This is a genomic window from Wolbachia endosymbiont of Dactylopius coccus, assembly GCF_977011065.1.
In genome coordinates, this window is the sequence record NZ_OZ347065.1 from 1,094,374 (window position 1) to 1,117,786 (window position 23,413).

Sequence of the window (23,413 nt, forward strand, 5' to 3'; positions counted from 1 at the left end):
AATATAGATCCAAATTAATGTTTTTGAGAGTATTTAAAAATATATTCTTATTTTCAGTAAGTATATTATTCGTCTGTCCTATACTATCGTTAATATCGATTCTATTTACAGAGTCAGCAAATTCTGGATGGGTAATCAGCACACTTTTCCCTGAATATATACTGAGTACGCTAATTTTGATGATAGGAGTGGGGGGGATATCCTTCATATTTGGAGTGATTCCAGCATGGCTCACCACATTTTTTTCATTTCCTGGAAGTAAAATTTTTGAGATTGCTTTGTTCTTTCCGATATCGATTCCTGGATATATAGTAGCGTTCGTCTATGTGAATACACTAGAATTTTCAGGTCCGGTGCAGAGCTCATTAAGAGACATTTTAGAGTGGGGCAAAGGTGACTATTGGTTTCCTGAAATAAAATCCCTAGGTGGTGGAATATTAGTAATGGGATTTAGTTTATATCCATACGTTTATATGCTAGTCCGCTCAAGTCTAAAGAATGTTAGTAACTCAGTCACTATTGCGTCAACACTTGGGTTCTCCTCATTGAAGAGCCTGTTTTCTGTCATCATACCTTCCATACGTCCATCAATTATAGCTGGGTTGTCCTTGGTGCTAATGGAGGTAATTACAGATTTCGGCACACCACAGTTTCTTGCTATCGATACTTTTACGACAGGAATATATCGCACTTGGTTTTTACTGCATGATAAATATTCAACTACTGTTTTAGCAGTTGCAGAATTGATTTTCGTTGCAACATTAATAGCTATCGAAAAAAAACTACAAAAAAAAGGAATATCTTACTCTTCAATCAATACCAATTCAGATTATCACAACAAACGGAGTATAAGTGGCACTATACCATTGATCTTTGCTTATCTTATGTGTGTATTGCCGATATTAATAGGTTTTATTTTGCCAATGATTCCGCTCATATATTGGAGCATAGAGAAGGGGTTTTTCATATATGAAGCAAGATTCTATAACATAATAGCAAATAGCGTTAGTTTATCATTCATCACTGCACTAATCTCAATTAGCATTGCAATAATTATTGGATATACGGCGCGTAAAAATAAGGTAATCAATAATGTAGCACGTCTTATTTCTTTAGGCTACGCAATTCCAAATGCAATTATCGCAATCAGCATAATAATATTTTTAAGCAGAATATCCTCTTTCATTACTCAATATATTGTGGAAATTAGCTTGGTAGGAACTATTGGCGCATTAGTTTACTCATATTTATTTCGTTTTTTTGCTATATCTTTCAAGGCGGTAGAGTCAGGGCTCAAAAAAACACCAAATGAAATTGAGTGGACTGCATATACTATGGGTCATGGACCTATTTCCACATGTTTGAATGTTCATATCCCTCTCATCAAGAAGAGTATACTATCGGGATTTTTGCTCGTATTTATGGATACTATCAAAGAGCTCACAGCAACACTTATTATAAGACCATTTAATTTTGAAACTATATCAACTAGAATATATGAACTTGTAAGCGATGAGCGCTATAGAGAAGCTGCCCCATTTTCGTTAATAATAGTTATAATAGGCTTAATCTCTACAATAACCTTATTTACACTTGATGATAAGGATAAAAAATAAACGTAACCGTTCACACAATGGCGTCAACTTAAGGAAAAATATCAGCGATAGTGTATAAAATTTCTCTCTAAATTTTTTATCATTAAATTATCCAAAGAGTGCAATAAACAGCACTTTTGTTTCTGTTTTATTTCAACAAAGAAGTCTAAAATGTGTCCTTAAGTTGACGCCATTGACCGTTCACACTTAATTCTTTAATCTCACTAATGGAAAGACCAGTGCACTCAACAATAATGTTGATGTCAACATTATTAGCCAGCATTGCTTTTGCGACTTCAATTTTCCCTTCAATTTTCCCTTCCTCTTTACCAATTTTTTTGCCTTTTTCAGTAGCAAGATCAAGTCTGTATTCAAGAATGGCTTCTTCTTTGCGTAGATCCATTATTCTTTCTTCGTAAGCTACTAAATCTTTTTCGTTCCAACGAAACTTGTCTAATTCATCATATGCTAGCTTTATTATTGGCGCTTTTTCTGCTATCTCTTTTAAGTCCTCTTCTGTTGTTTCTTCTGCGTATTGTTGTCTAAGAGCTTGTCCGCAAATCAGTAAATTCAAGCATATTCCCTCTTCAGCATAACCCTACTCATAGCCAAATATATGAAATTTTCGGTAGATGTTGTAAGGAGATCGTATTCTTTAGATAACCTTCTATTCCTATTGATCTAAGCAAAAGTCCTTTCTACAACCCACCTTCTCGGCTGCACTTTAAATCCTGGCTCCACTTTTGGTAATAGCTCTGGTGGTGTATCTTTATGCACCCAAAATCTGCACGGAGGCCTTTTAACAATTTCAATATCTATATTGTGCTCTATTTTTACGTAATCTTTTAGCTCTTTTCCTTGATATCCCATATCAGCCCACATTTTCCTAACATTAGTATATTTTTTCCTCATATTATCTAATGCTATCTTAACTCCATCTCTGTCATTTTCATTTGCAGCTCCCACATAACATCCCAATATAAAACCCTGAGTATCCGTGATTATATGCCTCTTTCTACCTTTAACTTTTTTTGCTCCATCGTAGCCTTTTGTCCCCCTTTTTCTGTCGTTTTTACAGATTACTATACACGCACTTGGCTCCTCATTTCTTCCCATTTTTGACCTGCTATATTTAGTGATATCGTAGTTCATTTTCTCAAAAACTCCTTGCTTTTTCCATCTCCTAAATTGCTCGTGTACTGCTTTCCATGACGGAAAATCGTTTGGTAAATACCTCCATTGGCACCCTGTACGCAGTACATAAAGAATTGCATTTAATACCTCTCTTTTGCTGTATTTTAGCGGCCTTCCTCCCTTCTTATACGATACTCTCAAATACTTCTCTATTAACTCCCATTCTCTTTCGCTTAGGTCCGTTGGATACTCCTTTCTCACCTCTAACCTCTTATTTAAATCTACACCTTTTTTAGTTTGTGGACAATCTCTTACTGCAGAACAACTAATTACCAAAGTAGTAAAAGGATATACCAAGCAAGAGTGGCAAAAGATAAGGGATCGAAATGAAGTACTAGATTGCCGAATTTACGCAAGAGCAGCATCGATAGCACTGGGAATAGATAGATGGCCAGAGAGTAAGTGGGAAAGTTTAGTAGGAGAAAAAGCTAAAAAGCCTAAAAAGGTAAGAAAGAGTAGATGGCTGGGTGAGAAGAATGTACAGCAGTGAATATTTAGCCCAAGTTGAAGAAGCGATAAGGAAGCTACAGAGCGGGGAAAGAGTAGTATCGATTGCATATGGTGACCATGTGGTTAGGTATGGAGAAGTGCAGATAAAAGATCTATTGGATTTAAGACAACGAATTAAAGCTGAATTGAAAGTAGCAGGTGTGAAGCCAAAAAGAAAGATTGTTATTTCAACGAATAAAGGGATCATATAATATCGTTGAAAGGAACACTATGACAAAAATTATAGGAAAAGAATATACAGAATTTTTAGAGCAGTTGAAAGAACAGATTGCTACTAGTCGTTATAAAGCAGCACTAGCAGTAAATAGCAAGCTTATTGTGCTTTACCACCATATTGGTACAGAGATCTTAAAGCGCCAAAAAGAACATGGCTGGGGTGCTAAAATCATAGATCAGCTAAGTAAGGATTTAAGAAGCGCATTTCCAGAAATGAAAGGTTTTAGTCCTAGAAATTTGAAGTATATGCGTAAGTTTGCTGAGGAGTATTCTGATATTGAATTTGTGCAGGAGCCTCTTGCACAATTAACTTGGTACCATAATGTTACTCTTTTAGAAAAGATAGAGAGTCGAGAAACAAGGTTGTTTTATATAAAAGAAGCAATTGAACATGGCTGGTCAAGAAACATCATGGTAATGCAGATTGAACTTGGGTTGCATAAGCGTCAGGGAAAGGCTATCACTAATTTCAAAGAGAAGCTACTTTCACCTCAATCAGATTTAGCGCATTACACACTAAAAGATCCATATGTTTTTGATTTTTTAAGTATAGGAAAGGATGCTAATGAAAGAGAAGTAGAAAAAGGGCTTGTAGGCCATGTAGAGAAGTTTTTGCTAGAGCTTGGTGAAGGCTTTGCCTTTGTTGGCAGGCAATTTCACTTAGATGTTGGAAATAAAGACTTCTATATTGATTTATTATTTTACCATTTAAAGCTACGTTGCTTTGTAGTAATCGAGCTAAAAGACAAAGATTTCAAGCCAGAATATGCAGGAAAAATGAATTTTTATCTTTCAGCCGTTGATGATTTACTGAAACATGAGACAGATCAACCATCTATAGGATTAATTTTATGCAGATCAAAGGATAACGTACTAGCTAAGTATACACTGAAAGACATAAGTAAACCGATAGGGTTGGCAGAATATCAAATTACTGAAAGTCTACCAAAGAATATAAGGACAGCTTTGCCAACCATAGAAGAATTAGAAGCTGAGTTATCAAAAATTTCAGATAAAGAGAAGTAATGCTGCTCAAATCATTCAAACAACTATTTAGTAAGCCAAAAATCAAAAGTTCAGCCTGGGATGCATCAGGTTCAGGAAGGAGATTATTGCACTTTCAACCAGAAGTAGGAGTATAAATAGCTTACTTTCCCAGAGCCTTGAACACCTGCGTAGTCGATCACGTGACATGGTAAGAAAGAACTCGTATGCAGCAAACATCATCGATACGATAGTAATACCAATTCCCATTACACGGGAAACAGATGCACAACAATGAGAATTGGTATCAGTAAACCCTAAAATATCGTTCAAAAAGTGGATCAGGATATTCTTATTTTTTTCCGTTCCAAAGATTTTTTTGAAACATAAATCATTGCGAGAAATTTTGATGGCAAAAATGCTTGAAAATATTAATAATTATACACACAATTATTCAACCATATTTTTGGAGATAGCTAGTTTCTGTATTTATTTTAAATTGAAGAAAGCTCAAATGAAAGATCGTGCTTTGCTAAAAATCACAGAATGCAGTCTGGTTACAAATAAACTATTTTGACAGTTAATGGGGTCTAGTTTTGACGTATGGACTATCCAAAGAAAAGGGTGGTATCATAACCTCAAAAATTTTTATGCTTTCTTCATTCAGAAATTCATACTTACCCTGCATTATTCCTGACGGTGCATTTAAGTATGTTCCACTTGTGTATTTGAATACCTCTCCAGATTTTATCACAGGTTGTTCTCCGATAACACCAACTCCGGCAATTTCGTTTACTTTTCCCTTATAATCTATTATTTGCCAATGACGACTTAACAATTGAATAGTTGATTGGCTTTTGTTTTTTATCTTAACGTTATACATCCATACATAGCAATTTTCATAAGGAATGGATTGTTCTTCAATGTAAATTGGTAAAACTGTAACTTCAACAAAGTTGGTAGTTAGTGTGTATTCTAGAATCATTATAGAATATTCATGATAAAAAGATAACATTCTAATTATATACTTTTTTCATAGATTTTTCAAGTATACTTTAATTAGGAAATATCAATTTATAGTATGAATGGACCAGATGCGCTGAGCAAAAAAGTAATAGGAATAATAGGTGGTGGACAATTAGGTAAAATGACTGCTATCGCTGCAACAAAACTTGGACAAAAAATACATGTTTTTGCCAGTGCTAAAGATGATCCGGCTTGCTCTGTTGCTGATGATTTCACAATAGCAGATTTCTCTGATAAGAAAGCTCTTGAATCTTTTGCACAGAGTGTGGATTTAGTTACTATTGAGTCTGAAAATATTCCATGTAGTGCAATTGATATCGATGTAAATTTTTATCCGGGTAAAAAAGCGTTACACATTTCGCAGAACAGACTGAGAGAAAAGGATTTTATTAAAAACTTGGGTATAAAAACTGCTAACTATAAGAGTATACAAAATTATAATGAGCTACTGAAAAGCAGTAGAGCTTTTGGCTATCCAATAAGGCTGAAAACAACAGAAATGGGTTACGATGGAAAAGGGCAATATGTGCTTGAGAATGATTCTGAAGTGAAGCAATTTGCTTCCTTTGATTGGAATACAGAGTACATTCTTGAAGCAAGTGTTGATTTACTGAAAGAGGTTTCAATAGTTATTGCAAGAGATAAAAACGGTAAAGTAGCTTTTTTTCCTATAGCAGAAAATTACCACGTTGATGGAATACTTGATACTTCAACAGTGCCAGCTAAAATAGATAGCAAATTAACTCAAGAGGTACAACGAGCTGCAAAGAAAATAGCAAATGCGCTCGATGTAATAGGAATTCTGGCTATTGAATTTTTTGTTACTAAAGATAACGAGTTGTTAGTTAATGAACTAGCTCCAAGACCTCACAATTCTTGCCACTGGAGCTTGGATGCATGTAACGTTAGTCAATTTGAACAGCTGGTTAGGATAATATGCGGGCTACCTATGCAGGAAGTAGTATTACGCTTTCCTTGTATGACGAAAAATATAATAGGTAACGATATATATGATTCTCATAAGTATTTGAGCAACGAAAAAGCTAGTTTAACCATATATGGGAAAAAAGAGGTTAGAGATAAGCGTAAAATGGGACATGTCAATATAGATTTAAGTTATTGAGTCTCTCTTATTAGGTGTACAGTCCCAGAGTGTGATGGTATAAGTTTAATATAAATAATTCAGGAGCATTGAGAACATATAAATTCAAAAGGAGTAAGACCATTAAGAGTTTTGAGTCTCTTTGCATAATTGTAGGCCATATATAGATATAGTTTTCCCTCCTCTGTTCTGACTTCTGCAATATCAATATGCTATAGGATATTTCTTAAATTTCTTTTTTGGTTTAATCAACATCTGGCAGTTTGCTAATGTTATAACAGCGATGCAGGCTAGAAGTGCGGAATTGTAGACTGCAAGGCAATCATCTAGTGGTAGAAGTGTATGCTTCCGAAATGCGACCTTCTTCTTCTAAAGTTAGAACAGTTGATCTTGGATGTTTTGAGCGTCTTTAGTGAATGAGCGTTTTCGACAATAGTTTTTGGATTAAGGTTTGGAAAGCTTTGCTATACTATTTTGTATTGCTCTACGCTGTTGTCCGGGCGCACCCATGTAACCACAATTCCTCCTTCGATGGTATCTTTTTCTTACATTTTATCATACCATCACACTCTGGGACTGTACATCTTATATCATCAGAGCCTCTGCATAGCCAAATTTGGGTTTTGAGTAGACACAGCAGCTACTGTAATATAGTTTCGAAAGAAGTCTAATGTATTTTGCTATATGATCATAGGTCTAACAGGCGGAATTGGGGTAGGAAAGAGCTTTGTAGCTAGTTGCTTTCAAGAGTTTGGTGCTGCTGTGTTTGATGCTGATTCTGTTGTACACCAACTTTATAAAGTGGATAAAAGCATAATAAGTTATGCAGAAAAAAATTTTCCTGGAGTGGTAGTAAATGGTGAAATAGGTAGAACAGTACTGTCTAAATATTTCTTAGCCTACGATGAAAATTGGAAACAATTTCAATCTTTGGTTCACTCTGCTGTGCTGCGTGAATTAGAATTTTTTATTGCTAAGGAAAAAAAGATCGATAGAAAGCTTTTAGTTTTAGATGTGCCGCTTCTATTAGAAACAAAATTCTATTTATATTGCAACCTTATTGTTTTCGTCCATGCAGATAGCGTTGTGCAAGCTCAAAGACTCAACGAACGCAACATAGATAAAGAAAAGCTAAATTTAATCTTCAATGTTCAGTTATCTATTGAGGAGAAAAGGAAGATGAGTGACTTTATTATCGATACCAGTGTAAGCAAAGAGTATGTTTTTTCTCAAGTAAAAAAAATAGTGGATTCATTAAACCTAAACACGTAGCTTTACGTCATACCGTCACTTGGCCGCTAACAAGCAGCGGGATGACGGTTGTCAGGGTAGCTGTCATCCCAGTAGCCTCCCTCTCCTGTCATCCCAGTGCTTGACACTGGGATCTAGCTTTTTGGTAATTTTATCGAAAATGTTTGCTCGTTTACAATCAATTTTCCTGGATCCCAGTGTCAGCTACTTGGATGACACCCTACTTAACCGTCATACCGCCGCGGTATCTCTTAGCCACTAACACGTAGCGGGATGACGATTGTCGATAAATCTAAGTTACTTTAGCAACAGTTATTCTCCACTAAATTACTCTGAATTTTGGTTATATTATTTGCGGATTTCACTGCTGAAATCTCAAATTTTGAGCTTGTGTTCAGAAATAATTCGATTGACCTGCCAAAAAAATCGTATCTCCACCCCTTGAATAGTTTATCTATCTGCCCAGATATTGACCCGGTTAACTCATCTTTTGAAGAAACTAATTTCCTTGATATATTACTTTCTTTACATTTACTATCTAAAATAATTGAGAGTATATCGAATACAGATTTGTCATAATTATTCGGTAAGATGCTGTTTTGCTGCATCCAATTTTTTTCATTTTCATTAAAAATATTCACAAACTCTAGTAAATCTGCATCTTTTATATTTTTTGCATTCCTCTTGAGATCATCTAAAATCTCATCAACATGCTCTACATTTTTTTCAATAAAACCAGCTATGACAGCATTATTAATTACTTTATTACGATTCATATTATAGCGCTGTGCTAAGGTCTCTTGCCATTCACTAACTGCTTTAACAGTTAATACCAATCTTGGATTTGCTTCATAATTAAATTTAATTCTCTTCCATGCATCTTTTGGACTATGTAAATACTTATTTATATTAACTATTGATTCCATCTCTTCTTGAAACCAACACGTCCTATTATTTTCTTCAAGTTTATTGCACAATATTTGGTATAAGTCATATAGGTGTACCACGTCGTTTATTGCATAGTCTAACTGATCCTTGGACAACGGACGCCTTAACCAATCTGAATTTTTAGCTTTAATTTTATCCAGCACTACTCCTTGATATTGCTCTACTACTTTTGAGTAACCAATAAAGTCATGATAATAATGACAAAACATAGCGGCAACTTGGGTATCAAAAATGGGAGTGGGAATACATTTAAACACAGTGAGTAAGGATTCTATATCCTGCCGGCAGCTATGAAACACTTTGGTTATCCCCTGATTTAGCATTATTTTCTTAATGAATGATAAATCAATTTCTGGCACTAATGCGTCTACAATAAAACTCTTCTCTCCGTAAGAAATTTGAATTAACGATAATTTTGGGTAGTAGGTTAAATTATTTCTAATGAACTCCGTGTCAACTGCTATAAATTTCGGCTTTTTTGCTATTAATTCTTCACACGTATCTTCCAGCTCTGATATTGTACTAATTAGCATATATTTTTCACTTGGTGGTTCTACTTTATCTGACCTTACCCAGAAAAAGTAGAGAAAAGTTAAGACGTTTTTATCATGAGAATGATGCATCAAATTGTACAGGAATGCAATAATTAATAGTAGAATGCCTACGTTGTTTGTTATAAAAGATTTCTATGTATTCAAATATGGCAGTTCTGGTTTGTTGAGCGAGAAGTATCAATAAGCAGCTCCCTTTTGAGTGAACTTTTCTGCAACAGAGTTATCGTAACAACATCCCTTATGGCTCATGCTGGAAATGATGTTTTTTGTGTTCAATAGAAATTGGTAATTTTGAGAGGTATACTGTGACCCTTGATCGCTATGTAACAGCAGATTTTTTCGGGTTTGCGCTTATTAACGGCCATCAATTTGGCTGATCAGTGGTGAATCTTTGATCCAATATGTTCGGAGCCACAACTCGGTTGCTTATTTGCTGTTTTTTATTTTTGAACCTTGCATCACACTTTGTACTGTTTTAATTTTTGCCTAAAGCTTTTAATTCAGCGTGAATTTTAGGGATCTGCATTTGGATGCTTTTTTTGAATATCTGCTAGAAGCCCATCTCTTGCTAATTCCTTACTGCTTTTTCCCTTAGCAACCCATACCACCAGCAGATATGTCTAAAACCCTACATAGTTCCTGTATTTTATAGCAATTTCTATATAAAAGAATACTTTACTCTTTTTGTTTGGTCAGGGCTTTTTTTTATGTCTCTTTCTCTTGTTACTCTTGCTAGTTCTTTTTTTAGATCAAATCTTTCTTTGTCATAAGGAGCCTTTGTCTGGAAATGCGTATGCTTCTGACATTTTTCCATCATATTTTCTTACTTAACATACTGCCATCTATGCCTAGATCTTTTGCTATTTTTGTACTTCTGTTTCTTTAACCAGCTTAACAGCTTCTAATTTGAATCCTGCTGCTTCTATTTGCCATATTTTGAAAAAACGTTTTATTTTACTCCAAAAACGTCTTAACTTTCTCTCTACTTTTTCTGGTTAAGGTCAGAGTATCCACTTTAACCTCTCTAAATTTGCTCATAACCTCTTAACTTGACGCGTATGATTCCCTACTTGGATGACAGATAGTAGTGCGAAAGCCTCTTACAACTTACTTTTAATTAGTCTAACCCATGCGTGCCAATCCCTCTCACCAAGATTGCTTTCAAAAGATAGGAGATCCTTTACAGCTTTTGAGCAAATTTCTTCACTTGGAATTGATAACTCCCTATTCATTGCTAACGTTAAACATTGAGTTTTGCACGCTTGTTCTAAATGATACGTGTAAAACATTGCTTCTTGTATAGTACGACCACACGTTATAGATCCATGATTGCGCATTAACATGACAAAATTTTCTTTCAGATCAGCTATTAACCACTTTCCTTCTGTATTGCTAAGTGCTAGGGAGTTATAATTATGGTAAGAGATTTTATTGTAAAAGTGCAGTGCCCATTGACTTATTGGAAGTAGTCCATCTTTTAGAGAAGAAACTGCTACAATAGAAGGTGTATGCAGGTGAAAAATTGCTTGAATGTCTTTCCTTGCTTGATAAACAAAACCATGAATTATATAGCCAGTTTTATTATATTGATATTCTCTACCCTCAATCACATTTCCATCTAGTGATACTCTCATCAATGAATTTTCATTCACTTCATCAAAGCGTATACCAAATGGGTAAATATAAAACGACTTTTGATCTTCAGAACGTACCGAGAGGTGAGTATATGTATGATCATCCAGTTTAAGGTAAGACAAAATCTGATAGGCATAGACTAGATCCCTTTTTACTCTGCTCTTTGTTAACAACACAATCCTCTGTTAGAACCTGTACATGATCTCAAAGAAGGAATAAAGAATGAAGTGAAAATAAATTTATTTACCAAAATAGAGTTGCCTTGGTCTACAGATCTTAGTTTCTTTATCATTTATCATTTCATACCACTGAGTAACCCAACCAGTGGTTCTTGCAAGTGCAAAAATAGGCGTGAACATATTTGAGGGAATATCGATAGCATTCATTATTATACCTGAGTAAAAATCAACATTTGGATATAACTTACGCACGATAAAATATTCATCCTTTAAAGCTATTTCTTCAAGTTTTTTTGCAATTTTAAGCAGTTCATTATTTTGTTCTAGTTTACTTAGAACCTCATGGCAAGCGCCTTTCAATATACGCGCGCGCGGATCATAATTTTTATAAACACGGTGTCCAAATCCCATCAATTTAAATGGATCTTTATCATCTTTAGCTTTTTCGATGAATTTATCTATATCTCCACTTTGCTCTATCTCTTTTAGCATATTTATAACTGCCTCATTAGCTCCACCATGTGCTGGTCCCCAAAGTGTAGCAACTCCTGCAGAGAGGCTTGCAAACAGATTAGAACCAGCCGATCCCACCAATCTGACAGCCGCCGTAGAAGCATTCTGTTCATGATCAGCATGGAGAGTAAATATTTTATCCAGAGCTTTTGCAAAAAGGGCGCTTTTATCATTATCAACAGCATCGCCAAATATCATCTTTAAGAAATTTTCACTGTAACTTAATTCATTGTTAGCATTTATGAATTCCTGATTGTTGATATGCCTATAAATCATTGCAATAATTGTGGAAACTTGCGCTATTGCAGAAATTCCAAAATCTAGGTCTTCACCATTGACATTGTTGCCATGCTTTTCATGATAAGATGCTGACAAACTTGCAAAACATGCAACTAAGATTGACATAGGGTGAGCAGTTTTTGGAAATGCTTTAATTACATTTGTAACTTGCTCTGATACTTTGGATGATTCTTGTATTTTGAGAAGAAATTTTTTGTGTTGCTCTGAACTGGGTAATTCACCATAGAGCAATAAATAAATCACAGCAGTAAAATTATTATTCTCTGCCAAATCAGCTATATTATGTCCCCTATATTTAAGAACTCCTTCATCTCCATCAATGAATGTAATTGTAGAAGAGCATGAAGCTGTAGAAACAAACCCTGGATCGTAAGTGAATAATCCTGTCATCTTATATAAATCCTTGATATTTAACACATCAGGACCTGTTGTTCCGCTTAATACAGGTAGCTCGATTTTTAATCCATTACTTAGTTCTAATAGCACTTTTTTATCCATCACTTAAGCTACTTAAATTTTATACAGAATATACAAACTGAGGAGTATATATTAATACAGTTAACTTTACATTAACCGTATTAAGCGGTCATCAATGCTTTTACTTTTGCATTTAAGCGACTTATTTTACGCGCAGCAGTATTCCTATGAATAACACCTTTATTCACACACTTGTGTAAATTAGATTCAGCATTCCGAAATGCCAGAACAACATTTTCTTTGTCGCCAGACTTGATTATATCAACCAATTTTCTAATAGCGGTACGAGTTTTACTTTTCCGCATCTTATTTATTAAAGTGCGTTTTGCTATTACCTTTATCATTTTTTTAGCACTCTTATGATTTGCCATATATTAATACCTAAAATACTATACTTTTCTTTTAATTATAAAGTTTTTTTGTTAATTTGCAATATCAGTTTTTTCTATGGTTAATCTACTGCTTCTCTCTTCAATAATTTTTTCTAAACTTTGCAAGAATTCATTTTTGTTTAACCCAGGATATATTGGGGGCAATATTTCTATTACTGCCTTTCCGGGATTCTTTCTCAGAGAAAGTATGCTTTTTGGCCAAAACAAACCAGTGTTTAAAGCAACCGGTAACACAGGAACAGATAATACGCTATATAAAGCAGCAATACCTGGTTGATATTTTATATTTTGGTTTATAGTTGTTCTTGTACCTTCAGGAAATATTATTATGCTTCTATTTTCTTTTATACGCATTTTTGCTAGTTTGATTATATGGCGTATAGAACTGATACCATCTGAACGGTTAATAAAAATCATTTTCAGCGCTATAAGATGCAAACCAATGAATGGAATCCATTTCAATTCACGTTTTAAAATAAAAACCGCTTTTCTAAATAGTAGTATAAAAATAAATGTTTCAAATGGAGATTGGTGTTTAGATGCAATGATAAAAGGTTGCTTAGGGATGTTTTCCATTCCCCTCACTTCATATTTAATGCCACATAATAAACGCAGCATGAATAATACAACTCTCACCGAACAGACGAGGAAAATGGTTATTACACACTCAGAAAAGAAAATTACAGGGAGAGTAATGAAAGTATAGAATACCTCCCATAATATAAGAAAGAAATTAAACAATAAACTTGAAATCACAAACTCACATAAATTTATTTAAATTTAACTTTATTACAAATTAAAAACAATAAATTTAATTATTGCTCATCTGAGTAATAGGATGCGAATCAGCTAATTTGTCCTTTAACTTTTCGTTAGCAATATGAGTATATATTTGTGTTGTAGAAAGGTTAGTATGGCCAAGAACTTTCTGTATCAACACAATATTTGCTCCGCTATTCAGTAGATGGGTAGCAAAAGAATGCCTAATCACGTGTGGAGAGATCTTATTTTCATCAATATTGCATTTTCTTGCTAACTCCTTCATTAATTGACCGACCCTCTGCCTTGTAATTGGTTTATTAGGTTTATCACCTGGGAATAGCCAATCGGATTCCTTTCCGTTAAGGATCAGATTGTCACGAACTGATAAATAATTTCTAAGGCTCTGCAATGCTTGTTCATTAAAAAGAATTTGCCTCTCTCTACCACTTTTTCCTTTTATTATTATATAGCATTCTTTGTTATTACTGTTTATTAAATGTGACACTTCACATAACTTCATATCAATTAGTTCAGAAACACGCATTCCAGAAGAGTAAAGGATATCTAAAATCGCACATAGCCTTTTACTGCTTATCTCTTTATTCGATTCGCTTGCTGATTTTCTCACTGTGTCCATTAGCAAAAATATTTCTTCGACACTTAAATACTTAGGCAAAGGACGAGAAACTTTTGGATTCTTTAACTCAGCATCATTAGCCGGTGCTGGATTAAAATCTATTATTCCGTCATTAAATAGACACTTATAGAAATTTTTCATAGCGGATATTTTTCTTGATATGGAGCTACTTTTATATTTTTTTTGTGTACATAGAAATTTCACATAATCTTTAATATTGGTTTTGTTTGCGCCAACCAAGGTAGTGTCGCTTTCTAATAAAAATTCTTCAAACTGGTGTAAATCCGAACGATAACTTTCCAGAGTATTTTGTGTAGCGGACCTCTCTGAAGCTAAAGCATCTATGTAATATGTTATGTAAAGATTTTCTTTTTTATTTTGCGACTGTTTATTTTTCATTACCAGCTCCTATATTTATTTCTTTGGCTATAATTTGATTAGAAGTATTCCCTGTGTTTCTTATGAGAAAATATGAGACAAATAAGGCATTTATCAATAAAGTGAACATCACAAACCTTTGCTTTAACCTTTTTTTTAAATTTAATCTTACTTTTATCATAGTTAAATTATAACGTCAAATCTATAAAAAACACCTTATAAAGTGAGCTCTACTATAAATATAGAATACTTCTTAGCTGTATCTATATTTATTATAATATAATATTTATTATGATTCTAACATGGACAGATAGAGATTTCAATTACGTTAGTGTTATGGGTGTTAATAAATTTTTAATATATACCTTTACAAAAGAAGAAATCAAATGGCATCTTTTTTTAATAAAGTGCTAATAAAAGGAACGGTCACATTTGACCCTATAGATTCATTATCTATCTTCTCTATAATTTTATCAATGCTATAGAAAGAACGTTCTATTCTTGCTAAAATATAATTAATCACTTTTAAATCAATTTTTAACTGTTTATCTGAAAATCGTTTTATTAGCATAATTCTTAATAATTCCTCGCTTGCAGGCAAAATTTTTACGCTGGTAGTTGACAATATTCGGGAGCTTAAATCTCTTAGTTTGAAGTTAAGCTTTTTTGGTGAAATTGAAGAAGTGATTAGCAGCCTCTTGTCACTTTCTTTCATGTAGTTGTAACAATGTAATAACATTGCTTCATCTTTAATGTTTTGTACGTCTTCTAAAATAAAAGCATTGCTATACCTAATCTCGCTTACGAAGTTACTCACATTGATAAAAATTGCATCGTTTATTGATTGCCAAATATGAGCAAGATGAGTTTTACCGGAGCTTTTAGGTCCAAAAAGAATCAGACATTTCCAAGATAAATCATTAACTACCGAATTATACACGTGCTTATTTTCATCTAAGATGATGTAATTTTGCCGACTATAATCAGCTTGATTGTTGTTAAATAAATTTAATTGCACATTAAACCTCTTACGTAACCTCTTTCTGGTAGTAATTTTTGCGCAGAAATTTACTTACGCTCCTCAAATGTGTCAGGTATTCTGGATTCATTTCTCCTCTTACCATAAATTGATTATACAAAAGGTCTGTTAGCCGTTTTTATAAAGCTCACTTTTAAAATATTTATTGATTGCATATTCTACTGATACATTGAACATTGCTATTATTGGAATAAAAAGTAATATACCTGTAAATCCAAAATATGAAGCGCATATAGTAATTCCCAGAATAATTACAGCTGGATGTATATGAACTTTTTTTCCTATTAATAAAGGAACTAATATGTTTGAATCTATTAATTGTCCAATACCAAATAATAGCAAAACAGCAGCACTTTCAAACCATCCACTAAATTGAGTGATAGCGCTCAAAAAACCAATAATGGTATATAATAATGGTCCTACGTAAGGTATAAATGTTAATATTCCTGATAAAATTCCAATAACAATAGAGTGTTTCAATCCGATTATGCTCAGGCTCACAGAGTAAAAGACCATCATGACAATACATACATTTACCTGCCCCTTTAGATAACTAGATATAATGAAATCTACTTTGGAAAAATAATCTGCAATTTTTCCCCTGTAAGGAATAGGGATTAATTTATTAGCTTTTTCTATAATTAAAGGCCAATCACGTAATATATAGAAAAACACTACAGGAGTAATCACCATTAATGATACTGTGTTAAAGCTTGAACTTAACACTTGGATTATAAAGTTACTAGCAATATCAAGAGCATTCATGAAATAAGATACATAGTTGCTGTAATTTTCTGCTAGGTTTTTAGATAAGTGATCAAATAAGCTATCCTCGATTTTTATATTAAGAAATTCTAATACAGAGGGGATTACTTTAAGCTTTAATGAAGGCACTTTACTCACTAAGAAATTTAATATTGAGGTAATTTGAACATATATAATAGGTAAAACATATGTTATAACTAGTATAAAAGCTATTAATAAAACAAGTATTATAAAAATTACAGAACATAAACGCGGTATTCTATACTTTTCAAACTTGACTACTAGCGGATTAAATAAATATGCAACAACAATGGATATTAAACATGGAAAAATCATAGGACGCATCAGGAATAACACCCCTATTATAAAAAGCAGTATAAAACAAATAGTTATATGACGTTTTTGCATGCTTTTAGCATAGTCAATTTACTGAAAAATATGCAATTTATTTTTCCTATGTTGAAAGTATTTGATGATTTGTAATACTATTTATTACTTCTGTTAAGTAGTAGTTTTTTGTTAAGAATATGGAATTTTAGGCATAGAATTCCCCCATGTGAAAAAAGATTCAGAAAAAATGCAGTGCCATACGACAGAGATTAAGCATGTGTGTGCACCCACATACGCTGAAGAAGATACGCTACATTTTTAACTGAATTTTAGATGCGTAATAGAAAGGCCTGCAGGCAAAGATAGATTTTGAGCTCTCTAAATATCTCTTTTGCTATTATAATTATGCTAATTAAGTAGGGGAAGTAATTTTTTATATAAAGTCAAAAATTTTTTTTGAAAAGAATTTGGGGTAAAGAGGGAAGCCTCTGCAAAGAGAAAATAGGCCTCTTCTTAATCCTATTGAAATTTTAGGTAGCCTGCTATTATACACTTATGCTGAAAATGATAAATATGCACACTAACAGACTTAAGAAATACAAAATAGCAGCATTAATAGTTGCAGCGGGAGTAGGCAGTAGATGCAATTCTACGATTCCTAAGCAATATATAAAACTTGCAGGTAAATCTGTTTTATTTCATGCAATTAAAAGATTTCTGGCTAACCAATATATAGATTACATAAGAATAGCAATTAATAGAGACCATGAAAGTTTCTATGAGAAAGCTATATCACTAATTACAGACACTAAATTACTAAGCCCTGTATACGGAGGAGAAAGCAGGCAAAGTTCAGTTAAACTAGGGCTTGAAAGCTTACAAAAAATTAACCCAGATTTTGTAGTTATACACGATGCTTGTAGGCCTTTTGTGTCAAATGTTCTGATAGATAACTTGGCTCAGTCCATGATTAATGATCAATATACAGGAGTAGTACCAGCAATAGAAGTCGAAGACACTATGTCATTGGTGGGTAATAATTTCGTTGAATCTACGATTTCAAGAGGAAAACTCAGAGCCATACAAACTCCTCAAATTTTTAATTTCAAAGAATTATTATCGTGCCATCAATCAGACAAAGAATTTACTGACGATTCATCACTAATGGTAGAGCACAAAAAACATGTTGCGATTATTAAAGGTGAGAAAAGCAATTTTAAGTTAACCACAAAAGAGGATATCAATATGGCAAAGCTTCTCTTTGAAGAGCCAAAATTTCGTGTCGGAACTGGTTATGATATACATAAGTTCATTAAAGTTCAAAATGGTGCTGAGAGCTTTATAAAAATTTGCGGTGTGAAAATTGAACACAACATGGCAATAGAAGCGCACTCTGATGGTGATGTTGCAATACATGCAATCGTTGATGCAATACTCGGAGCACTGGGATGTGGCGATATAGGAGAGCACTTTCCTCCTAGTTCCTCTGAATGGAAAGATTGCAATTCATCTCACTTTCTTGACTTTGCTGCTAAAAAAGCAAAGGAAAAAGGGTACAGCGTGTCTAATTTAGATATTACTATAGTTTGTGAGGAGCCTAAAATATCGCCTTACAAAGTAGAAATGAAGAAATTCATATCAAAAGCATTAGAAATTGGTGATGAATTTGTAAATATCAAAGCAACTACTGCAGAAAAATTAGGTTCTATTGGAAGAAATGAAGGAATAGCAGCACATGCTTCTGTGTTATTGCATACAAACTTTTATTGGGAATAGAAACGAAAAAATTACTTTACAAACTCCGCCAGCCCCCTTATCATGAAAGTGAAGCTATTTATTTATCTTCGCAATCTCTGCAGTGGATTAATGACAAAAAACTTAATGTATTTGGCGTAAGTCATGCTTAATTTTTGCACTATGTGCACCTCATGTCTTTATAAAATTTCTAGGTTTTTACCTACATAAGCTGAAAAGCGCTTATAAAGCGTTCAAGACATCACCCAACGTCAAATTTTAAAATAAAGAGTGGAATAACTAGCTACTCCGGGGGTTCTTTGTCTTTTTTTTCTGCCTGGTAAATTTCTTAAACATTAAAGCTAAGGTTAGTTGCCGTTTAAAAGCAGCTAAATTGCAGCGTTTAAGACTTAAAAAACGCCAATACTGAAAATAGACAATGACCAGGGCTTCTTTTGCCTTTTTTTTCATTTGGTAAATTTCTTAATGTTTGTAGCTAACATGAACAAACATTTGAGAGTAACTTCTGCTAGTAGGGTGTCATCCGAGTAGCTGACACTGGGATCCAGCTTTCTTTATAAATTCACCAAAAGTGCTTCATTCTATAACGCAAAACCCATACTCACCAAACCCAATGCATTACTTGCAACTAAGTTTCCTGGATCCAAGTAGTCAGGGCACTGGGATGACAAAAAAGGGGCTACTCGGATGACACCATTCTTTTTCCTGGATCCAAGTAGTCAGCTACTTGAATGACATCATAGGGGCGCTGGCCTGACAATCGTCATCCCGCTACTTGTTAGCGGGATCTAGAGATACCGCGGCGGTATGCGTAGGGGTTGCCGAGATTCCAGTGCTTGACACTGTCATCCAGTTTTCTTTATAATTTCCTTTGTGAAAGAACAAAAATGCTTATTTGTAACCATAGCTGGCTTACCAAATGCTGGGAAGTCTACATTAATTAACAGCATCATAGGCAGAAAGATTGCAATTGTTACCCCCAAAGTGCAAACAACAAGGACGCAGATAAGGGGTATTGCAATATGCAATAACACACAAATTGTCTTTACTGATTCTCCGGGAATATTTTCAGCAGAAACAAAACTTGAGAAAGCTTTGGTCAAATCTGCATGGTCAGCAATCAAGGGTGATGACATCACTTTGTTGCTTGTTGATGTAAGCAATTATTTGAAAAACATAGAAAGAATTAAGACTATATTTATGCGGCTGCAGCGCACAAAAGGCAGATGCATTTTGGTTATCAATAAAACTGATTTGGTAAAAAGGCCAGAACTCAAGATGGCTCATGAGCATCTGAATTTGCTTTATAAATTTGAAAAGGTGTTTACGATATCAGCATTAAAGAATGATGGACTTTCTGATTTGATGAATTACTTGTCTGAAGTTGCACCGGTGAGCCCCTGGTTTTATAAAGAAGATCAAATAACCGATTCCTCAGCAGATTTTTTATCAGCAGAAATTACGAGAGAAAAACTATTCTTGAACCTGCGTGAAGAATTGCCATACTCTACTGCTGTTATAACTGAACAATTTGAGGAAAAAAAAGATAAGAGTTTAGTCATAAAACAGATCATATTTGTGTTAAAAGATAGTCATAAAAAAATAGTGCTAGGGAAAGATGGCAGTAATATTAAAAAAATTAATATCGAAGCGCGTGCTGAACTAGAAAAATTATTTGAGTGCAAAGTTCATCTCTTTTTGTTTGTAAAAGTGCGACCTTGGATAGACCGTCCGGAGGAGTATATAGGCAATGCTTAATTCTTTATTGGTATTTGATATTGAAACTATACCAGATGTAAATTCCTGCAAGAATTTACTCAATATTAGTGACAATAGTAGTGTAGAAGAGAAGAGGGATGCATTAACAAAATATCATCTCGAAATAACAAACGGGCAAAACTCTTTTCTGCGCCAGCCTTTTCACCAAATTGTAGTTATTAGTTTTTTACTTTGTAATATAAGCTATCAGAGCGGTTACGAAGTGTTTACACTGCAAGAAATAAGATCTGGAGGCACACTAAATTCCAGTGAAAAAGAGCTAGTAAAAGGATTTTTTAACTACATATCAGAGAAAAAGCCAAGATTAGTTTCCTTCAACGGACGCACTTTTGATATACCAGTGCTGAAGTATCGTGCTATGGTTCATGGCATTCAAGCAGAATACTTTCATAAAGCTGGTGATAAGTGGAATAGTTACAATCAGAGATATAGTAGTGATTGGCATTGTGATTTGCTTGAATCTCTCTCTGATTTTGGAGCTTCTGCGAGAGTAAAAATGAACGAAGTTTGTGCAGCATTTAATCTTCCTGGTAAGATTGGAGTTGATGGGTCACAAGTTATGGGCTTATATGATAGCGGCAAGATACAAGAGATTCGAGATTATTGTGAAACAGATGTGATTAACACTTATTTGATTTACTTGAGGTTCATGCATCATCAGGGAAGGATTACTACTGAAAGCTACAACAAAAGCGTGGAAGAGCTGCTTTTAGAGTGCGAAAAAAAAGAACATCTAAAAAAATTTAAAGAGGAATGGTTGTGGTGAAAACTTTTATATTGTATCTGTTCAGGTGCATGGCTAATGCTGAAACAAAAATTCCAGTGCTCCCTTTCTTGTCATCCCAGTGCTTGACACTGGGATCCAGATTGGGCACTAAGTTGATAAACACGAAAGCGGTTAATCCTTTAAACGTTTTTGATGGGTATCTGTTCAAGGGAGTGGCTAATGTGCAAATATTGAAGCAAAGTGTGTGACACACAGCTGTACGAACATTTGTTTGCAAAGGTAATTTGCACAACAAATGCATAACTGTACGAACATTGTGATTTTGGCCCATCAGGAGGGTGTCATCCCAGTGCTTGACACTGGGATCCAGGAATTTTATTAAGTTGGCGAGCATAAAAATAGCTGTTTTATGTTAAAATACAACGTTTTAATGATTATGAAAAAGCTGGATTCCAGTGTCAAGCACTGGAATGACACCATTCTTTTTTCTGGATCCCAGTGTCGGCTACTTGGATGACACCATTTATTGTAAGGACTTACCTCACATTTACTCTATGATTATCTTTTTAGATCACCTTGTCTACCTATTTTGCCACTCTGCTGAACGGATACTTTGATGGAACTGTGCGAAAGGACTGGATCCCAGTGTCAAGCACTGGGATGACACCATTTGTTGTGAACTCACTTTTACCCTATGGTCTTGCCGCTATCCTGAACGGATACTTTATATTGAATTTAAATGAATAGATATTATGGAGCAATCTAACAATTGCTCCATAATGGCAGCTATCCGCCCATTGCAATAGATGAGGAATTTTCATGTGCTATTTGCTCAACTTCCAATACTTCAAATTTATCATTTTGGTATTCTTTTTTCACTTTCTCAAAGAAGTTTGATCCACCTAAAATATAACCCCCTAATTTTGCAGCATAATATTGAGCATTACCTAGAACTGCAGAGTTAATTCGGCTTAATATTCTCGAAGGGTAGTAAAAGAGAGAAACGTTATTGTTTGACCGGAAGTCATTCTCATCCATTATTTTAATGGCTTCATGATAACCATCTATTTGATGAACAAAATATCCTTCAGGTACTGATATTCTCAATTGTGCACCTACATGAGCATAACCACAAATACCAGGTGATACCGCTGGTACTGGGTCTTGTCTATGTTGAGTTACTCTAATGGTTTTTTCTTGAAGAACATCATTATAAAATTCACTAGCAGTAAGATCAAAAACTCGTGGATCACCAAAAGTTGCAACATGAACATCTTCAGCTCCTTCTGTTTTATTGAGGCATAAAGCAGCTATCTTAGCAATAGCTCCTCCCATACTGTGACCTGTGAGATTGATTTTAAAATCTTTGATTTCTGATTCTTGTTTTTCAGCATAAGATTTCAAAATGCCATAAAGATTAGGCCATGAATCCGTAAATGAATTATAAAATCCTCTATGCATTCTTCCACCTTCAGGTAAAAGTTCTGAAGTAGTAAAAAGTACATTTGCATCAGTGATTCCATCATTGAAGCCACGAGTACCGTGGTAAGCTACCGTTATTTCTTTACCTTTTATGAAAACATGACCAGCATCTTTTTCAAAGCTATTACCAAATGGAATGATTTCATAACCTTCGCTAATAAGTTCAGCTCTAGTTTTATACATTTTTTCAGGGGATGGAATAATTTCATAACCTTCCGTAGTAACTTCAAATCCAGTTTTGTATACTTCTTCAGCTAAGGCGTTGCATCTTTTTTCACTTAACTTATTGTCGTTATCACCATAGCTTATTTTACAGAAATTACTCATTTCTAATAATTTCTCTTTATTAAACCCTGCAATTTCTACAATACTTTCATCTATTTGGTAATCAGAAGGTAAAGAACGTGGCTCATTTGAGTCAGCAGGATTGATAAATTCATCATCTATCTTACATTTGCTGTCATCTGCTAAAATAGAGCTTGATTGTTCTAATTGTGAATCTATACTACTTGCACCAGTACTTGTGGTACTAAACCAATTGCGTAAAAAACTAAAATCCATAACTACCTCAATCTACTATCAGCTAAACAATTTATTTAACTATAATGTAGATTGATATTATTGTCAATAGTATTTTTCATAATTTATTTTTTTAACATAGCTATAGTTTCTTTTCCTTTCAATTACTATTGTTAGAATAAAAAAATTTTACTTCCATAGAATAAATAGTGGAGTTATAATGCACTAGCAAGCGAACCTCTGTACTAAATTTTGGTTAATATGCACGTTGAGCGTATTAAGAAAGTTGCTTTTTACTTTTATTTCCGTTATAAGGTTGCTTTAAGTTGAATTTTCAACATTTTTATATTATTTACATTTAAGA

Annotated in this window: 21 protein-coding genes and 6 pseudogenes; 12 read left to right on the top strand and 15 right to left on the bottom strand. The window is 34.0% G+C overall.

The features are described 5' to 3' along the window. Positions 1 to 17: 17 nt before the first annotated feature. On the top strand, positions 18 to 1,616 hold the full coding sequence (locus tag ACWHVF_RS05825) for an ABC transporter permease (RefSeq protein WP_064125490.1): 1,599 nt from the start codon (positions 18 to 20) through the stop codon (positions 1,614 to 1,616). 145 nt (positions 1,617 to 1,761) lie between these two features. Here the strand turns inward: ACWHVF_RS05825 and ACWHVF_RS05830 are convergent. Together ACWHVF_RS05830 and ACWHVF_RS05835 are read right to left on the bottom strand one after the other, a co-directional pair. Continuing rightward, positions 1,762 to 2,133 (bottom strand): annotated as a pseudogene (locus ACWHVF_RS05830) (hypothetical protein); the annotation flags it as partial. A 143-nt stretch (positions 2,134 to 2,276) separates the two neighbouring features. Further along, on the bottom strand, positions 2,277 to 2,990 hold the full coding sequence (locus ACWHVF_RS05835) for an IS5 family transposase (protein WP_447933253.1): 714 nt from the start codon (positions 2,988 to 2,990) through the stop codon (positions 2,277 to 2,279). Between the two features lie 43 nt (positions 2,991 to 3,033). On the opposite strand from ACWHVF_RS05835, the pseudogene ACWHVF_RS05840 reads away from it, so the two are divergent. The 4 genes and pseudogenes from ACWHVF_RS05840 to ACWHVF_RS05855 form a co-directional block, all read left to right on the top strand. Continuing rightward, positions 3,034 to 3,279, top strand: a pseudogene (locus ACWHVF_RS05840) (terminase gpA endonuclease subunit); the annotation flags it as partial. Next, positions 3,266 to 3,490: a gpW family head-tail joining protein gene (locus ACWHVF_RS05845; protein WP_064125487.1), complete on the top strand. Its 225-nt coding sequence runs from the start codon at positions 3,266 to 3,268 to the stop codon at positions 3,488 to 3,490. The pseudogene ACWHVF_RS05840 and the gene ACWHVF_RS05845, both read left to right, overlap by 14 nt. Positions 3,491 to 3,509: 19 nt before the next feature. Then, positions 3,510 to 4,541: a PDDEXK nuclease domain-containing protein gene (locus tag ACWHVF_RS05850; protein ID WP_064125486.1), complete on the top strand. Its 1,032-nt coding sequence runs from the start codon at positions 3,510 to 3,512 to the stop codon at positions 4,539 to 4,541. Continuing rightward, a pseudogene (locus ACWHVF_RS05855) lies at positions 4,541 to 4,755 on the top strand (phage portal protein); the annotation flags it as partial. The gene ACWHVF_RS05850 and the pseudogene ACWHVF_RS05855, both read left to right, overlap by 1 nt. Before the next feature lie 41 nt (positions 4,756 to 4,796). On the opposite strand, the pseudogene ACWHVF_RS05860 reads toward ACWHVF_RS05855, so the two are convergent. Both ACWHVF_RS05860 and apaG read right to left on the bottom strand, forming a co-directional pair. After that, positions 4,797 to 4,919: pseudogene (locus ACWHVF_RS05860) on the bottom strand (PD-(D/E)XK nuclease family transposase); the annotation flags it as partial. Between the two features lie 160 nt (positions 4,920 to 5,079). Beyond that, complete coding sequence (gene apaG / locus ACWHVF_RS05865) at positions 5,080 to 5,481, bottom strand: Co2+/Mg2+ efflux protein ApaG (protein WP_174516854.1); 402 nt, start codon at positions 5,479 to 5,481, stop codon at positions 5,080 to 5,082. 99 nt (positions 5,482 to 5,580) lie between these two features. Here apaG and ACWHVF_RS05870 point away from each other — a divergent pair, with 99 nt between their 5' ends. After that, positions 5,581 to 6,648, top strand: coding sequence for a 5-(carboxyamino)imidazole ribonucleotide synthase (locus ACWHVF_RS05870; RefSeq protein WP_064125485.1), 1,068 nt, complete (start codon positions 5,581 to 5,583; stop codon positions 6,646 to 6,648). Between the two features lie 134 nt (positions 6,649 to 6,782). Here the strand turns inward: ACWHVF_RS05870 and ACWHVF_RS05875 are convergent. Further along, positions 6,783 to 7,186, bottom strand: a pseudogene (locus ACWHVF_RS05875) (hypothetical protein); the annotation flags it as partial. Between the two features lie 125 nt (positions 7,187 to 7,311). Between ACWHVF_RS05875 and coaE the strand changes: the two are divergent. Continuing rightward, entirely contained in the window at positions 7,312 to 7,899 is a 588-nt protein-coding gene (gene coaE / locus ACWHVF_RS05880; protein WP_064085566.1) for a dephospho-CoA kinase, read from the top strand. Between the two features lie 19 nt (positions 7,900 to 7,918). Then, a complete protein-coding gene (locus ACWHVF_RS05885; protein ID WP_447933254.1) occupies positions 7,919 to 8,140 on the top strand; it encodes a hypothetical protein in 222 nt (73 codons plus the stop codon). A 40-nt stretch (positions 8,141 to 8,180) separates the two neighbouring features. Here ACWHVF_RS05885 and ACWHVF_RS05890 read toward each other — a convergent pair whose 3' ends face one another. The 9 genes and pseudogenes from ACWHVF_RS05890 to ACWHVF_RS05930 all read right to left on the bottom strand — a co-directional run bounded on the left by ACWHVF_RS05890 (position 8,181) and on the right by ACWHVF_RS05930 (position 16,865). After that, complete coding sequence (locus ACWHVF_RS05890; protein WP_064125462.1) at positions 8,181 to 9,359, bottom strand: ribonuclease D; 1,179 nt, start codon at positions 9,357 to 9,359, stop codon at positions 8,181 to 8,183. 73 nt (positions 9,360 to 9,432) lie between these two features. After that, a pseudogene (locus tag ACWHVF_RS05895) lies at positions 9,433 to 10,204 on the bottom strand (IS3 family transposase); the annotation flags it as partial. A gap of 276 nt (positions 10,205 to 10,480) precedes the next feature. Further along, positions 10,481 to 11,191: a class II aldolase/adducin family protein gene (locus ACWHVF_RS05900; RefSeq protein ID WP_064125461.1), complete on the bottom strand. Its 711-nt coding sequence runs from the start codon at positions 11,189 to 11,191 to the stop codon at positions 10,481 to 10,483. 63 nt (positions 11,192 to 11,254) lie between these two features. Next, positions 11,255 to 12,505 carry a citrate synthase gene (locus ACWHVF_RS05905; protein WP_015589409.1) on the bottom strand — a complete coding sequence of 417 codons (1,251 nt, stop codon included), beginning with the start codon at positions 12,503 to 12,505 and terminating at the stop codon, positions 11,255 to 11,257. Positions 12,506 to 12,585: 80 nt separating this feature from the next. After that, on the bottom strand, positions 12,586 to 12,855 hold the full coding sequence (rpsT, locus tag ACWHVF_RS05910) for a 30S ribosomal protein S20 (protein ID WP_006279236.1): 270 nt from the start codon (positions 12,853 to 12,855) through the stop codon (positions 12,586 to 12,588). Positions 12,856 to 12,906: 51 nt separating this feature from the next. Continuing rightward, the gene (locus ACWHVF_RS05915) at positions 12,907 to 13,632 is read right to left on the bottom strand and encodes a lysophospholipid acyltransferase family protein (protein ID WP_182319746.1); all 726 of its coding nucleotides are present in this window, start codon (positions 13,630 to 13,632) and stop codon (positions 12,907 to 12,909) included. A 55-nt stretch (positions 13,633 to 13,687) separates the two neighbouring features. Next, a complete protein-coding gene (locus tag ACWHVF_RS05920; protein ID WP_064125458.1) occupies positions 13,688 to 14,674 on the bottom strand; it encodes a tyrosine recombinase in 987 nt (328 codons plus the stop codon). A 361-nt stretch (positions 14,675 to 15,035) separates the two neighbouring features. Beyond that, a complete protein-coding gene (locus ACWHVF_RS05925; RefSeq protein WP_064125457.1) occupies positions 15,036 to 15,671 on the bottom strand; it encodes a DnaA ATPase domain-containing protein in 636 nt (211 codons plus the stop codon). A gap of 129 nt (positions 15,672 to 15,800) precedes the next feature. Further along, positions 15,801 to 16,865: an AI-2E family transporter gene (locus ACWHVF_RS05930; RefSeq protein ID WP_064125456.1), complete on the bottom strand. Its 1,065-nt coding sequence runs from the start codon at positions 16,863 to 16,865 to the stop codon at positions 15,801 to 15,803. A 486-nt stretch (positions 16,866 to 17,351) separates the two neighbouring features. Here ACWHVF_RS05930 and ispD point away from each other — a divergent pair, with 486 nt between their 5' ends. The 4 genes from ispD to ACWHVF_RS05950 all read left to right on the top strand — a co-directional run bounded on the left by ispD (position 17,352) and on the right by ACWHVF_RS05950 (position 21,296). Continuing rightward, positions 17,352 to 18,563, top strand: coding sequence for a 2-C-methyl-D-erythritol 4-phosphate cytidylyltransferase (gene ispD / locus ACWHVF_RS05935; protein WP_064125459.1), 1,212 nt, complete (start codon positions 17,352 to 17,354; stop codon positions 18,561 to 18,563). Between the two features lie 852 nt (positions 18,564 to 19,415). Further along, positions 19,416 to 20,300: a GTPase Era gene (gene era, locus ACWHVF_RS05940; protein WP_064124728.1), complete on the top strand. Its 885-nt coding sequence runs from the start codon at positions 19,416 to 19,418 to the stop codon at positions 20,298 to 20,300. Next, positions 20,293 to 21,087, top strand: a complete 795-nt coding sequence (locus ACWHVF_RS05945) for a 3'-5' exonuclease (RefSeq protein ID WP_064124729.1) — start codon at positions 20,293 to 20,295, stop codon at positions 21,085 to 21,087. The genes era and ACWHVF_RS05945 overlap by 8 nt, the downstream gene beginning before the upstream one ends. A gap of 29 nt (positions 21,088 to 21,116) precedes the next feature. Next, the gene (locus ACWHVF_RS05950; protein WP_064124730.1) at positions 21,117 to 21,296 is read left to right on the top strand and encodes a hypothetical protein; all 180 of its coding nucleotides are present in this window, start codon (positions 21,117 to 21,119) and stop codon (positions 21,294 to 21,296) included. Between the two features lie 538 nt (positions 21,297 to 21,834). Here ACWHVF_RS05950 and ACWHVF_RS05955 read toward each other — a convergent pair. After that, complete coding sequence (locus ACWHVF_RS05955; RefSeq protein ID WP_064125063.1) at positions 21,835 to 23,091, bottom strand: lipase family protein; 1,257 nt, start codon at positions 23,089 to 23,091, stop codon at positions 21,835 to 21,837. Positions 23,092 to 23,413: the final 322 nt, after the last annotated feature.